This is a genomic window from Pseudomonas syringae group sp. 243L2 (assembly GCF_032587875.1).
Classification (GTDB): domain Bacteria; phylum Pseudomonadota; class Gammaproteobacteria; order Pseudomonadales; family Pseudomonadaceae; genus Aquipseudomonas; species Aquipseudomonas amygdali.
This window is the reverse complement of the sequence record NZ_JAWHPL010000013.1, coordinates 208,157-222,810: the sequence shown is the minus strand read 5'-3', so window position 1 is coordinate 222,810 and position 14,654 is coordinate 208,157. Positions and strand designations below refer to the sequence as shown.

General features: G+C 58.9%; 8 protein-coding genes. 1 reads left to right on the top strand and 7 read right to left on the bottom strand.

Annotated elements, in window-relative coordinates; translation table 11 throughout:
* Positions 1–12: 12 nt before the first annotated feature.
* Positions 13–2,031 carry an alpha-1,4-glucan--maltose-1-phosphate maltosyltransferase gene (locus RYB66_RS06750; protein ID WP_316894104.1) on the bottom strand — a complete coding sequence of 673 codons (2,019 nt, stop codon included), beginning with the start codon at positions 2,029–2,031 and terminating at the stop codon, positions 13–15.
* A gap of 293 nt (positions 2,032–2,324) precedes the next feature.
* Here RYB66_RS06750 and RYB66_RS06745 point away from each other — a divergent pair, with 293 nt between their 5' ends.
* Positions 2,325–2,483: a hypothetical protein gene (locus RYB66_RS06745; RefSeq protein ID WP_080164653.1), complete on the top strand. Its 159-nt coding sequence runs from the start codon at positions 2,325–2,327 to the stop codon at positions 2,481–2,483.
* 48 nt (positions 2,484–2,531) lie between these two features.
* Here RYB66_RS06745 and RYB66_RS06740 read toward each other — a convergent pair whose 3' ends face one another.
* From RYB66_RS06740 to RYB66_RS06715, 6 genes are all read right to left on the bottom strand, one after another.
* Positions 2,532–3,278, bottom strand: a complete 747-nt coding sequence (locus RYB66_RS06740) for an SDR family oxidoreductase (protein WP_005743615.1) — start codon at positions 3,276–3,278, stop codon at positions 2,532–2,534.
* A 102-nt stretch (positions 3,279–3,380) separates the two neighbouring features.
* The gene (locus RYB66_RS06735; RefSeq protein ID WP_005777528.1) at positions 3,381–5,492 is read right to left on the bottom strand and encodes a putative bifunctional diguanylate cyclase/phosphodiesterase; all 2,112 of its coding nucleotides are present in this window, start codon (positions 5,490–5,492) and stop codon (positions 3,381–3,383) included.
* Between the two features lie 168 nt (positions 5,493–5,660).
* On the bottom strand, positions 5,661–7,130 hold the full coding sequence (locus tag RYB66_RS06730; RefSeq protein WP_316887020.1) for an efflux transporter outer membrane subunit: 1,470 nt from the start codon (positions 7,128–7,130) through the stop codon (positions 5,661–5,663).
* Positions 7,127–10,234, bottom strand: coding sequence for an efflux RND transporter permease subunit (locus RYB66_RS06725; protein ID WP_316887019.1), 3,108 nt, complete (start codon positions 10,232–10,234; stop codon positions 7,127–7,129). The genes RYB66_RS06730 and RYB66_RS06725 overlap by 4 nt, the downstream gene beginning before the upstream one ends.
* A complete protein-coding gene (locus tag RYB66_RS06720; RefSeq protein WP_005743610.1) occupies positions 10,231–13,341 on the bottom strand; it encodes an MdtB/MuxB family multidrug efflux RND transporter permease subunit in 3,111 nt (1,036 codons plus the stop codon). The genes RYB66_RS06725 and RYB66_RS06720 overlap by 4 nt, the downstream gene beginning before the upstream one ends.
* Positions 13,338–14,639: an MdtA/MuxA family multidrug efflux RND transporter periplasmic adaptor subunit gene (locus RYB66_RS06715; protein ID WP_010202672.1), complete on the bottom strand. Its 1,302-nt coding sequence runs from the start codon at positions 14,637–14,639 to the stop codon at positions 13,338–13,340. Before RYB66_RS06715 ends, RYB66_RS06720 begins: the two co-directional genes overlap by 4 nt.
* Between the last annotated feature and the right edge of the window lie 15 nt (positions 14,640–14,654).

Here is a 14,654-nt window from a genome sequence, read left to right as displayed (position 1 = left end):
TCCTTGGGAGTGTTATTGCGCAGCCTGGATACGCCAGATTCCAAACGGTTGTGATGGATCAAGACGCGTGTGCTGATACTTGCCGTACCAGGTCCAGCGGTGTCCGGTCATCAGGTCTTCACCCGACGTCGCCGCGTCATCCGGCAGGCCCATTTCCCACAGCGGCAGCTCGAAATCTGCTTCCTGTGCGTTGAAGGGGTCAAGGTTGACGGCAATCAGAATGAAGTTGCTGCCATCCGCCGAACGCTTGCCGAAGTACAGAATGTTGTCATTCCACGCGTTATACAGTTTCAAGCCCAAGTGCGTTTGCAGCGCGGGGTTCTGCCTGCGAATGCGGTTGAGCTGGGCGATCTCGGCAATGATGTTGCCCGGTGCGGCATAGTCCCGAACGCGAATCTCGTACTTTTCCGAGTCCAGATACTCTTCCTTGCCGGGAATCGGTGCCGCTTCACACAACTCAAACCCCGAATACATGCCCCACAGCCCGGAGCCCATGGTGGCCAGCGCTGCACGGATCAGAAATCCAGGACGGCCAGACTCGTGCAGGAAGCGCGGGTTGATATCAGGTGTGTTGACGAAAAAGTTCGGGCGATAGCAGTCACGCCAAGGCACTTCGTTGAGCTGGGTGAAATACTCGGACAGCTCTGCCTTGGTGTTGCGCCAAGTGAAATACGTGTAACTCTGGCTGTAACCGACCTTGCCCAGCCGCGCCATCATGGCAGGCTTGGTGAACGCTTCGGCAAGGAACATGACCTCAGGATGCTGATTGCGCACCTCGCCGATCATCCACTGCCAGAAAGGCAGCGGCTTGGTGTGCGGATTATCGACGCGGAAAATCTTCACGCCTTCATTCACCCAGCCCAGAACGATGTCACGCAATTCCAGCCACAGACCGGGAATGGCATCAGGCGCGTAGAAATCGACGTTAACGATGTCCTGATACTTCTTCGGCGGGTTTTCCGCATAGCGGATCGTGCCGTCCGGACGCCATGAGAACCAGCCCGGATGCTGCTTGAGCCAAGGGTGGTCCTGCGAACATTGAATGGCGAAGTCCAGTGCGATTTCCAGCCCGTGATCGGCCGCAGCCTTCACCAGGTTACGGAAGTCTTCACGGCTGCCCAACTGCGGGTGAATGGCTTCATGGCCGCCATCCTCACTGCCAATTGCGTACGGGCTGCCCGGATCATCCGGCCCTGCGGTCAGAGAGTTGTTCGGCCCCTTGCGATGGGCACGGCCGATAGGGTGAATCGGCGGGAAGTACAATACGTCGAAACCCATGTCGCGGATGATCGGCAGACGCGAATGGACATCGTTGAAGGTGCCGTGGCGCGCAGGGTCGTCAGTGATCGAGCGAGGAAACAGCTCGTACCAGCTGGCAAACTGCGCCAGCTCACGCTCCACATCCAGCGGAAATTCAACGCTACGGCTCAAGAAGGCCTGATTATCGGCCAGCTTCATCAGGTTTGCGGTTTCACTGTGCAACAGCAACGCGACTTTCTCGTCTTTATCGCCCTGCTCCAGCTGGCCTAGCAGGCCTTCAATCTGCTGGCGCTGCTCGTGCTGGCTGCGTTCAGCGGCATGCACCAGATGAATGCGCCCTTCTTCCAGTTCCAGGTCGACAGGCACGCCAGCGCCGAACTTCTTGTCCAGTTCATAACGATAGCTGCCGAACTGATCGATCCAGGCTTCAAGGCGGAACACATAGCGGCTGACCGAGGTCGGGGTGAACTCACCGACCCAGCTGTCATTGCCCAGTTCGTGCATTGGCGCGCTATGCCAGGTGTCTTCATCGGCAGCGCGCCAGCGGATATTGACCGCCATCTTGTCGTGCCCGTCGGCGTAGACCTTGCTGGTCACGGTGACCGGTTGCCCGATGATCGCCTTGGCCGCAAACAGGCCACCGTCGATCACTGGCAACGTGTCTTCGATCACGATGCGGGGCAATTGCAGCGCCTGGATCAGTGACAAGGGTTGGGTTGGGTGCGGTACATCGGTGGCCAGGGAATCCGGACCGTATGGCTGTTCACTCATCGAGCATCACTCCTCACGCCCCAGGGACGCTCCTGTGCATTCCATGCAATGGAAAAATTGACGGTATGGCAGCGGACAATCGCGAAATGCAGAAGACTCGTCGAATTCAGCTGCCTAGGTTCCGAGCGGTCAACGAAGGTAAAGTTCAAAGGTTTTGAGGTTGTCAGGTGGGCGCATTGAACATGAGCCAAACGCAGGGCAGAACAATCGGGCAAGGGTTATCCGGTTCAAATCAATTGAATCATCAATCAGGCCGGGGGGTCGTAAAAAGGGTCAACAAGGAGGCAGCAACCATGACTCTACCCAATCCTGTAGAAGTACCTGATCCAAACATCGACGACCCCGTTCTGCCCGAGCCAGTACCCGAGCAGGAGCCACCGCCCTCAACGCCGCCACCCAATCAGACGCCGGTAGGCGATCCGCCCGCCAATGCGCCACCTGTAACAGTGTGACGGATCAGTAAGCGGTGTCTGAAGGCGCTTGCCAGATCATGCACGCCTTCAGCGCCCGCCCGCCAGATCGATGAACGTTCCAGTGGCATACGACGCGTTGTCCGACAGCAACCAGAGAATGGCCTCGGCCACTTCCTCCGCCGTACCGCCACGGCCCATTGGCAGTGCGCCCTCGAGTTTGCTGACGCGGAACGGATCGCCGCTCAGGGCGTGAAAGTCGGTGAAGATGAACCCTGGCCGCACTGCGTTGACGCGAATGTTCTCCCCGGCCACTTCCTTGGAAAGCCCGATGGTGAACGTGTCCAGCGCGCCTTTCGAAGCCGCGTAGTCTACATATTCGCCTGCCGAGCCCAGACGGGCCGCGAGCGAGGATACGTTGACGATGCTGCCACCGTGCCCGCCGTGACTCGGCAGCATGCGTAACAAGGCATGTTTGCTGCACAGCATCGGCCCGACGACGTTGCTCATCATCATTTTAAGCATGCGGAATTCGGACATGTCCTCGACTCTAGAAGCCTGAGCGAGCGTGCCTGCATTGTTGACCAGATGGGTAACGCGGCCGAGTTCCGAATCGACCCTGGAGAACAGGCGCATGATCTCGTCTTCGTTGCTGACGTCGGCCTGCAAGGTGATCGCCTGAGCACCCAGGGCCCTGACCTGCCCTGCCGTCTTTTCGGCTGCGGCATGGTCAGACAGATAATTGATACAGATCCGATAGCCCTGTACAGCGGCCAGACGCGCAGTGGCTGCGCCGATTCCGCGCGAGCCACCGGTAATAATGAGGACTTTTTCCATGATTTTTCTCTGAAGCCAGCATCAAGGCGCAGCTAACACCCGCAGGTTAGCCAGACGTTTCTGATCGTGCCAGCCTTTGCCGTCCAGCGCCATCCATGCGCTTCAGAAAGCCGGTTGCCCAACATCGGGCACGTCAACTGCCGCCTTCGCCTCGGCGGCGCGAATTTCGTCGAGAAATTGCTCAGCCGGCAAAGGATAACCGAGCAGGAAGCCTTGCAGGGAGTGACATCCCAAGTGCGTCAGGAAGCGCTTCTGAACCGCTGTTTCTACGCCTTCAGCGACGATCCGCAGGTTCAACGCCTGCCCTACCGCAACAATGGCAGACACGATGGCGGCATCGTCGGTGTCATGCTCAAGGTCACGCACGAAACCTCGATCAATCTTGATTTCATTGGCGGGCAGGCGCTTCAGGTACATCAGGCTGGAGTAACCGGTGCCAAAATCGTCAATCGATAGATCCACGCCCATTTCCGACAGCCTTTGCAACACCGCCAGGCTGGCATCGGCGTCATGCATGGCCGTAGTCTCGGTGATTTCCAGGGTCAGGCAGTTGGCCGGGAGCTGATGTCTGGCCAGGGTATCCGCCACCGCAGTGACCAGCCCGGCATGACAGAACTGCAACGCTGACAGGTTCACCGCAATGCGCCAGTGCGCGTAGCCCTGGGTGTACCACTCACGCATCTGTCGGCAAGCCTCATCCAGTACCCACTCGCCGATCTGAATGATCAGGCCGGTTTTCTCTGCCATGGCGATGAACTGATCGGGGCCCATAACGCCTTGTTCCGGATGGTTCCAGCGCAATAGCGCTTCTGCGCCGAGGGGCAATCCGGTCAAAGCGTCGAACTTGGGCTGGTAATAGATACAGAACTGCCTGTGCTTGATCGCCTTGCGCAAGTCCTGAGACATCTGCAGCTGATTGCGTGCGTTGCTGTTCATCGACGCATCGAAAAAGCTGTAGCCGTTCTTGCCGGCCGCTTTGGTGTGATACATGGCGGCATCGGCGTTGATCAGAAGTTCGTGCTGGGTATTGCCATTGCCGGGGTACATGCAGATGCCGATACTCAGCGAAATCTGCAATTGATGCTCGCCGATGGTAAACGGATTGCCTATTTCATTGACCTGACGCGTTGCGACAGCCAACGCATCCTGCGGGTCATGCAGTTCGACCAGCAGCACGAACTCATCACCACCGATCCTTGCCAGCGTGTCGTGCCGGTGCAGGTTGTTACGAAGACGCAAAGCGACCTGCCGCAACAGCAAGTCCCCGGTATGGTGGCCGAATGCGTCATTCACCGGTTTGAAACCATCCAGGTCCATGAACATCAACGCAAAGCAGCCGCCGCTTTCGCTGACTTTCTTCATCGCCTGCTCGATGCGATCCGTCAACAACACACGGTTCGGCAGTCCGGTGAGGTTGTCATGCAGAGCCAGGTGGGTAAGCTCCTGATTGGCTTCAGTCAGGGAATTGGCCAGGACAGCGGTACGTGTCTCGAGGTGGGAGTCGAGAATACAACTGAACAACGCGATACCCAGTATCGAAAGACTGGCGACCAGAACAATTCGGTCCAGTCCATTGCTGCTCAACCCATCGGGCAACGCACCACAAAAGCTGCCATCGGCAAAGGTGGCCGCCGCCATGCCGGTGTAATGCATACCGATGATGGCCGTTCCCAGCAGAATTGCCGCTACCGCACGCATCAGGTATACCCTGGGCCTTTGCTGGCGAAGACGAAACGCTATCCATAACGCCGCCGCAGAGGCGGCAATGCTGATCGCCAGGGAAAGCGCAAACAACCAGGGCGTGTATTCGATGCCGGGTTGCATGCGCATTGCCGCCATGCCGGTGTAATGCATGGCGCTGATGCCAAGCCCCAGCAACAACCCACCCAGGCCAATCTGCGCGGCGGATAATAGTGGCCGGGCGGCCAGCCACAGCGCGAAACCGGAAGACAGTATTGCGATCAGCAAGGACAACAGTGCCAACGGCACATCATAGCCAACGTCGATAGGCAGGACGAATGCCAGCATACCGATGAAGTGCGTCGACCAACTGCCAACGCCCATTGCGAATGCGCCGCCCGCAATCCATACATAAACGGCGCGGCCCCTGGCCGAAATAATACGGCCAACCAGATCGAGAGCAGTGTACGCAGCAACAATTGCGACGAGAACGGAGACCACGACGAGCGACGGGGTGTAGCTGCCAATCAACATAAACGCACCTGGAACCCAATGAGCGCGTCCATGCCGATACTGCGGGGGATGATTGTACGCAATAGCTGCCAAATGTCGCGGTATCTGGTCGAAAAGATGGCAACTAGCTATTGATTTTTCATTTATCACGAACAGTTCAAGAAAAAACGCCTTTGCTCCGTGAAGCACTCACTCCCTGAGGGTCAAACCTGTTTCGGCATTCCAGCCGCCACCCAATGCGGCAATCAACTGAACGCTGGCAATCAAGCGACTTTGCAGGACGTTCAGCACACTGCGTTCATTGCTCAAAGCAGTGGCCTGTACGTTGACGACGTCAAGATAACCGATCAGCCCGGCCTTGTACTGGTTGTTGGTCAGGCGCAACGAGTCGCGAGCCGATACCAGCGCTTCCTGGCGCACGGCGGCCTCCTGCTCGTAGACCTTGAGTTGAACGAGGTAATTTTCGACTTCCTGAAAACCATTCAGCACGGTCTGCCGGTACTGGGCGACAGTCTGGTCGTACACGGCCTCGGTACGATCAACTTCCGCCGTCCGCCTGCCACCGTCGAACAACGTCAACGCCAGTTGCGGCCCTACCGACCAGAAGCGGTTGGGCAGGCTGATCCAGTTGGCGAACGTACTGCTGCTGTAACCGCCGCTCATGCTCAGCGTGAAGTCTGGGTAGTAAGCGGCCTTGGCGACGCCGATGTTGGCATTGGCCGCCATGACCGAGCGTTCGGCCGCGGCAATGTCCGGTCGGCGTTCAAGCAACTGTGACGGCAGCCCTGGCGGGATCTGCGGCAATTGCGGAATCGAAGTGCTGGCCGGCAGATTGAAGTCAGCGGGCGCCATACCCATCAGCACGGCTATGGCGTTCTCGAATTGTGCACGCTGCCAGGCCAGATCGATCAGGTCGGCCTGAGTGCTTTTCAACTGTGTCTGCGCCTGGGCGACAGCGTCACTTCCTGAAATACCGGCGCGGTATTGATTCTGGGTGAGGGTCAGAGAGCGCTGATAGGTGTCCACAGTGGATTCCAGCAGACGTTTCTGTTCGTCAATGACCCGCAATTGCAGATAATTCTGCACCAGCTCCGATTGCAGGCTGAGGCGCATCGCTGCCAGGTCCGCAAGACTTGCCTGCGCACTGGCGGTGTCAGCCTCCAGCCCACGGCGCAACTTGCCCCACACATCGGCTTCCCAACTGACGCCCAGTTGAGCGTTGTAACTGTTGCGAATTCCCGAGGCGCCGGTATTCGTACCGGTATTGGATGTGCCTGTGCCCTGCCCCGAGCGGGTCTTGCCGGTGGTCAGATCCAGTGTCGGCAGAAATGCGCCTCTGGAGCTACGCACCAGTGCTTGTGCCTGCCGGTACTGCGCATCGTACTGGGCGACGGTCTGGTTGGAGGTGTTGAGCCGTTCGACCAGCGCATTCAGTTGCGGATCCCTGTACACCTCCCACCACGCACCTTTGGCCATCGCATCACTGGGTGTAGCTGCACGCCAGCCTTCAGCGGCCTTGAACTTCGCAGGCGCGGCCATCGACGGTTTCTGGTAATCCGGACCAACAGCGCAAGCGCTGAGCAGCACAACGCAGAGCCCCAGCGCGAGTGGACGAATCAGCCCTGTCGGGCGGGATATAAAGGCCAGGCGTTCGGTCATAGCGGGGTTTCCAGAGCAGCATCGGTACGCACGCCACGCCATTTATTGTAACGATGGCGCAGACGGTCGAGATAAAGGTAAACCACCGGGGTGGTGTAGAGGGTCAGGATCTGGCTGAAGATCAGCCCACCAATAATGGTCAGGCCCAGCGGCTTGCGCATTTCAGCGCCCTCCGCGGTACTTAGCAGCAGCGGCAATGCACCCAGAATGGCGGCCATCGTGGTCATCAGAATGGGGCGCAGGCGTTGCAGGCATGCACTGCGTATCGACTCTTGCGGCGTCATTCCCTGATCACGTTCAAGGTGCAGGGCCAGGTCGATCATCATGATTGCGTTCTTCTTAACCACGCCAATCAGCAGGAACAGCCCTAACAGGGAGATCAGGCTGAATTCGCTGCCAAGCACATAGATCGTCAGCAATGCACCCACGCCTGCCGATGGCAGTGTCGAGAGTATCGTCAATGGATGGATGTAGCTTTCATAAAGAATCCCCAGCACCAGATACACCGCCAGCAACGCACCGAGAATCATCCAGGGCTGGCTTTTCTGGGTTGAGGCGAAGGCGTTGGCGGTCCCGGCCATCTTGGAAATGATGTCGGACGGCAGTCCGATGGCGGCAATTGCGCGCTCGATAGCCACCGTCGCCTTGTCGAGGCTGGCACCTTCGGCCAGATCAAAGGAAATGTTTTCGGCAGCGAACTGACCGTCATGCGAAACCCGATCATTCGCCAGACTGCGCTCGTAATGAGCAATGCTCGACAGCGGCACGCGCTGCCCGTCGGCAGTAATCACCTGAACCTGCTCGAGCGTCGCCGGGTCCTGAGCGTATTTGGGATTGACCTCCATCACCACCTTGTACTGGTTAAGGCTGTCATAGATGGTCGAGACCTGACGCTGGCTGTAGGCATTGTTGAGCACCGCCGTGACCGTGTTCATATCGATGCCCAGCCGTTTGGCCGTATCACGATTGACCACCAGGGTCACTTGCTGCGCCCCACGCCCTTCCCTGGCGTCAATGGCCGTCAGCTCCGGAATCGATTTGAGCGCCGCAACGATCTTCGGATACCACAGCCGCAGGCTGCTCAGGTCTGCACTTTGCACAATGTACTGATACTGCGAACTGGTCTGCTCGCGACCACCCCCCAGTTGCAGGTCCTGATCAGGCGCCAGAAATAGTCTGCCACCGGGCACATGCGGCATGTTCTTGCGCAGGCGCTCGACCACTTTTTCGGCAGACAGCTTGCGCTCGGCAATCGGCTTGAGGCGTACGATCATGAAGGCGTTATTGGTGCCACCGCTACCGCCGATAAAACCGGCAACGCTCTCCACCGCAGGGTCTGCCAGAATCGAACGGCGAAAGATTTCCATTTTCGGCTGCATGACCGAGAACGAAAGACCGTCGTCACCGCGTACAAAACCCATCAGTTGCCCGGTGTCCTGCTGTGGCAGAAAGGTCTTGGGCACCACCACATACAGCGCGACATTCACCACAACGGTAATCAGCAGGCTGAGCAGTGTCAGCCTGCGATGCCGCATGACCCAGCCGAGCGAGCGGTCATAGCCAGCGACCATGCGGTCGTTGACCCGCTCGCTCCAGCGCTGAAAGGCATTGTCCTTGCCCGAATCGTGGGGTTTGAGCCAGCGCGCGCACAACATCGGCGTCAGGGTCAGGGATACGATCAGCGAGACGACGATCGACACCGACAAGGTAATGGAAAACTCGCGAAACAGACTTTCGACCAGCCCACCCATGAACAGAATGGAAATGAACACCGCCACCAGCGAGACGTTCATCGACAGCAAGGTGAAGCCCACCTCTTTGGCCCCCAGAAAGGCCGCTTTCATGGGGTCGAGACCGTTGTGAATGTGCCGGGAAATGTTTTCCAGCACCACGATTGCATCGTCCACCACAAGTCCGGTGGCGAGGATCAAGGCCATCAACGACAGATTGTTCAGGGAAAAACCGAGCAGGTGCATGATCGCAAAGGTGCCTACCAGCGATACCGGAACCGCCAGAGTGGGGATCAGCGATGCGCGAAAACTGCCGAGAAACAGAAATACCACCATCACCACCAGAACCACGGCAATCAGCAGGGTCATCTCTGCCTCGTGAAGCGTCGCCTTGATCACCGGCGAGCGATCCATCGCGACGTTGAGGCTCACGCTGGCAGGCAGCACGGCCCGCAGGGCTGGCAATTGCGCCTTGATCTGCGCCACGGTTTCAATGATGTTGGCACCCGCCTGGCGGTTGACGACCAGTAACACCGCCCGGTCATTGTTATAAAACCCGCTGTTGTAGCGATCTTCCACGGCATCGCTGACTTTCGCGACGTCCTTGAGGCGCAAGGTCGCCCCATCCTTGTAGCGAATGATCAGCGGCGCATAGTCCTTTGCGGTTTCCAGCTGGTCGTTGGCCTGAACCTGCCAGTTATGCTGATCATCCTCCACAAAACCCTTTGGCCGCCGCACGTTCGCACCGGTAATCGCGGTACGCACGTCGTCAAGCGATACGCCGTACTGGGAGAGCATCTGTGGCTCCAGCTCGATACGCACCGCTGGCAGCGAACTGCCGCCGATCTGCACTTCGCCGACCCCGGAAACCTGCGACAGGCTCTGTGACAGGATGGTGGATGCCAGGTCGTAAAGCTGACCTTTTTCCAGCACCGTCGACGTCATAGACAGGACCATGATCGGCGCCTGGGACGGGTTGACCTTCTTGTAGGTCGGCATGCTGCGCATACCGCTGGGCAGCAGGTTGCGTGAAGCATTGATTGCCGCCTGCACTTCCCGCGCCGCGCCATTGATGTCGCGATTGAGATCGAACTGCAGAATGATCCGTGTCGTGCCCTGGCTTGAATTGCTGGTCATGGTATTGACCCCGGCAATACTGCCCAGCGAACGCTCCAGCGGAGTGGCCACAGTGGAGGCCATTACCTCGGGGCTGGCACCCGCCAGACTGGCGGACACCACAATCACCGGGAAGTCCATATTCGGCAACGGCGCGACCGGCAACAAGCGGAAGCTGACCGCGCCCAGCAGCAGGATCGCCAGGCTCAGCAGTACGGTCGCAACCGGGCGACGGATAAACGGTGCGGACAGGTTCATGCGTCAGCCCGTTCCAGCCGGTCCGGGTCGGCAGGCCTGCGACTCCAGCGACGGCCAAGCCGGTCGAAATACAGATAGATGACCGGCGTGGTAAACAGCGTCAGTACCTGGCTGACCAGCAGACCGCCGACCATCACCAGCCCCAGTGGCTGGCGCAACTCTGCGCCGGAGCCGCTGGCAAGCATCAACGGAATGGCGCCGAACAATGCTGCCAGGGTGGTCATGAGAATCGGCCGGAAACGCAGCAGCGCCGCTTCGTAGATCGCCGTTTCCGGTGCAACACCCCGGTTGCGCTCTGCGTCGAGCGCGAAGTCGATCATCATGATCGCGTTCTTCTTGACGATGCCGATCAGCAAAATGATACCGATGATCGCGATCATCCCCAGATCATTTCCGCTGATCAGCAAGGCCAGCAAGGCACCCACTGCTGCCGACGGCAGTGTCGAGAGGATGGTGATCGGGTGGATATAGCTCTCGTAGAGCACGCCCAGCACGATGTACATGGTCACTACAGCCGCCAGAATCAGCAGCAACGTGCTCGACAACGATGCCTGAAATGCCTCGGCAGCGCCCTGAAACTGGGTCTGCACACCAATCGGCATGCCGATGTCCTGCTCAACCTGTTCGATGACCTGCACGGCCTTGCCCAATGCAACGCCGGGCGCAAGGTTGAACGACATCATCACTGCCGGAAACTGCCCGAGGTGAGCGATGGCCAACTGCGCCTGACGCTGCTCGACGCGTGCCAGGCTCGACAGTTTTACCTGTGCGCCATCGGTGGTCTTGACGTGGATCTGCTCAAGTGCGGCAGGACCGAGCTCACTGCCCGACGCGGCTTGCAGCACCACGCGGTACTGGCTGGCCTGGGTATAGATGGTGGAAATCTGTCGCTGACCGAATGCGTCGTACAGCGCATCGGTAATATTTGCAACGGTGACCCCTACCCGACTGGCCGCATCACGATCGATGTTCAGATATACCTGCAGGCCCTTGTCCTGCAGGTCGCTGGCCACATCCGTCAACTCGGACCGTTTGCCGAGCGCCTCGACCAGCCTTTCGCTCCACAGCGTCAGCAGCTCGGCGTCGGGCGATGACATGCTGAACTGGTACTGAGTACGACTGACCCGGTCTTCAATGGTCAGGTCTTGCACCGGCTGCATGAACAGACGAATGTCCGAAAGCTTGTCTACCTCTGGCTGCAGGCGCTGGATCACCTCGGATGCGGTGAGGTCACGCTCTGCGTGGGGCTTGAGGTTGATCAGCAGACGCCCGCTGTTGAGCGTTGCGTTATCACCGTCAACACCAATGTAGGAAGACAGACTGACCACTGCAGGGTCTTTGAGAATGATGTCAGCCAGCGCCTGCTGACGCTGGCTCATGGCAGCAAAGGAGACCGACTGTGGCGCTTCCGAAATACCCTGGATCACGCCGGTGTCCTGCACCGGAAAGAAGCCCTTGGGCACAACGATGTACAGCAGCACAGTCAGTGCCAGAGTGGCCAATGCCGCCAACAGGGTCAGTGGTTGATGCCTGAGCACCCAGCGCAACCCGCCCGCGTAGATATCGATCAGCCAGTCGATCCAGGCACCGCTGGCACGATAGAAACGGCTCTGCTCTTCTTCCTTTGGCTCGCGCTTGAGCAACCGCGCGCACATCATGGGCGTCAGGGTCAGCGATACCACCAGCGATATCAGGATGGCGACTGCCAGGGTTATCGCGAACTCGCGAAACAGCCGCCCGACCACATCAGCCATGAATAACAGCGGGATCAGTACTGCAATCAGCGACAGGGTCAGGGAAATCAGGGTGAAACCGATCTGTTTCGCGCCCTTCAGGGCGGCCTGCAGAGGTGTTTCGCCCTCCTCGATATGCCGGGAGATGTTTTCCAGCATCACGATGGCGTCATCAACAACGAAACCGGTCGCGATGGTCATGGCCATCAGCGTGAGGTTGTTGACCGAGAAGCCCGCCAGGTACATGACGCCGAAGGTGCCTACCAGTGACAGCGGGACGGCGATAGAGGGAATGATCGTCGCGCTGAAACGACGCAGGAACAGGAAGGTTACCAGCACCACCAGGATAATCGCGATCAACAGTTCGTGCTGAACATCGGTCACCGACGCGCGGATCGTCTGAGTGCGGTCCGTCAGGACCACGACGTCGAGGCCGGCCGGAAGGTTCTCGGTGATTGACGGCAGCAATGCCTTGATCCGGTCGACCACTTCGATCACGTTGGCGCCCGGCTGGCGCTGAATGTTCAGCAGCACCGCCTGACTCCGATTGGCCCAGGCCGCCAGACGTTCGTTTTCGGCACCGTCGACGATTTCGGCCACATCCTTCAGACGCAGGGGAGCGCCATCCTTGTAGGCCAGAATAAGGTTGGCGTACTCCTCTGGAGACTTCAACTGGTCGTTGGCATCCAGCATCGAAACCCGGGTTGGCCCGTCGAAGTTACCCTTGGGCTGGTTGACGTTGGACGCGCCGATCAGGGTCCGCACATCAGACAGGTTCAGGCTGTTGGCGGCCAGCGCTTCCGGATTGACCTTGATCCGCACAGCCTGACGCTGGCCGCCGGCAATGCTGACCATGCCGACACCGCTGATCTGCGAGATTTTCTGCGCCATGCGTGTATCGACCAGATCATTGAGCTTGGGCAGCAGCATGGTTTTCGAGGTAATCGCCAGGGTCAGAACCGGCGTGTCTGCCGGGTTGACCTTGTTATAGACCGGCGGTGCCGGAAGATCGGTAGGCAGAAGGTTGGTGGCCGCGTTGATCGCGGCCTGGACCTGCTGCTCAGCCACATCCATATTGATTTCGAGGCTGAAACGCAAAGTAATGACCGACGCGCCGCCCGAGCTCGTCGAGGCCATCTGGGTCAAACCGGGCATCTGCCCGAATTGACGCTCAAGAGGCGCAGTGACGGAGCTGGTCATGACCTGCGGACTGGCACCGGGATACAGCGTCATCACCCGAATGGTCGGATAGTCGACCTGAGGCAGCGCCGACACCGGCAGCAAGGTGTAGGCGATCAGACCCGCCAGGACGATTGCCAGCATACTCAGCGTGGTGGCAACCGGACGCAGGATGAACAGGCGCGACATGTTCATACGTTTGGTTTTTCCACCTTGCCGAGTGCTGCCGACTTGTCAGTCTTGCTGTCAGGCTTGCCCTGCAGCTTCTGAACCGGACCCGCCGGTACATCCTTGCTGTCGTTGACGACCTCGACTTCAGCGCCGTCGCGCAGACGGTCGGTGCCTTCAAGCACGACCCGTTCGCCGGCTGCCAGACCTTCGGTGATCACCGTCGATGTCTCGTCGCTCGGGCCGGTCTTCAACAATTTGAGTTTGACCTTCTTGTCACCGTCCAGGACATAGACAAAGGTCCCGTCGGTGCCGAACTGCACGGCAGCCGTTGGCACCAGTGTCACCTGTTTCAACGTATCGGCGCGCAGACGCACATTGACGAACTGGTTGGGGAACAGGATCTCGTCACCGTTATCGAAACGGGCCTTGAACTTCAGTGTGCCGGTCGTCACATCGATCTGGTTATCGAGGCTGGCGAGTACACCGGAAGCCTGCATTTTCGTATCGCCACGGTCCCAGGCTTCGACGGGCAACTTGTCGCCGGTGCGGTATCGGGAAATGACTTTCGACAGGTCCTTTTCCGGGAGCGTGAAGGCGACCGAAATGGGCTGGGTCTGGGTAATCACCACCAGCGCCGTGGTGTCGTTGGCGGCAACCAGGTTGCCGACATCCAGCTGTTTGAGGCCGACACGACCTGCAATAGGCGCACGAATGCGTGTGAAGTCCAGGCTCAGCTTCGCGTCAGCCACGGCAGCCTGATTGGTCTTGATCGTGCCTTTGTACTGATTGACCAGCGACTCGGCAGTGTCGAGGGTCTGCTTGGCAATGCTGTCCTCGGCAAAAAGCCCACGGTAACGCTGTACGTCGAGCTGAGCATTCTTGAGCAGCGCCTGATTGGTGGCCAGCGTACCTTCGGCCTGCTGTAATGCCACCTGATAGCTGCGCGGATCGATTTCCGCCAGCAGGTCACCCGCCTTGACCATCTGCCCTTCCTGGAAATAAAGCTTGACCAGCTCTCCCGCCACACGGCTGCGCACATTGATGGTATTCATCGCCGTTACCGTGCCAAGCGCCTTGTAGTAGATAGGGAAATCGCCTTCGGTTGCCGGGGCGACCCGCACCGGGACAGCGACAGCCGATGCACCGAAGCCAGGCCGCGCCATGCCACCTGCACCATGCTTCTTGCTCTCGGCCCCTTTGCCGGGAGTGGAGGCAGGCCAGAGCCACCAGCACAGGGCAACAATGACCAACAGGATCAACAAACTGATCAACCAGCGACGGGATTTACGAGAGCCAGACGATTGCATGAATAAATCAACCATTACAGGTGGGGGCTT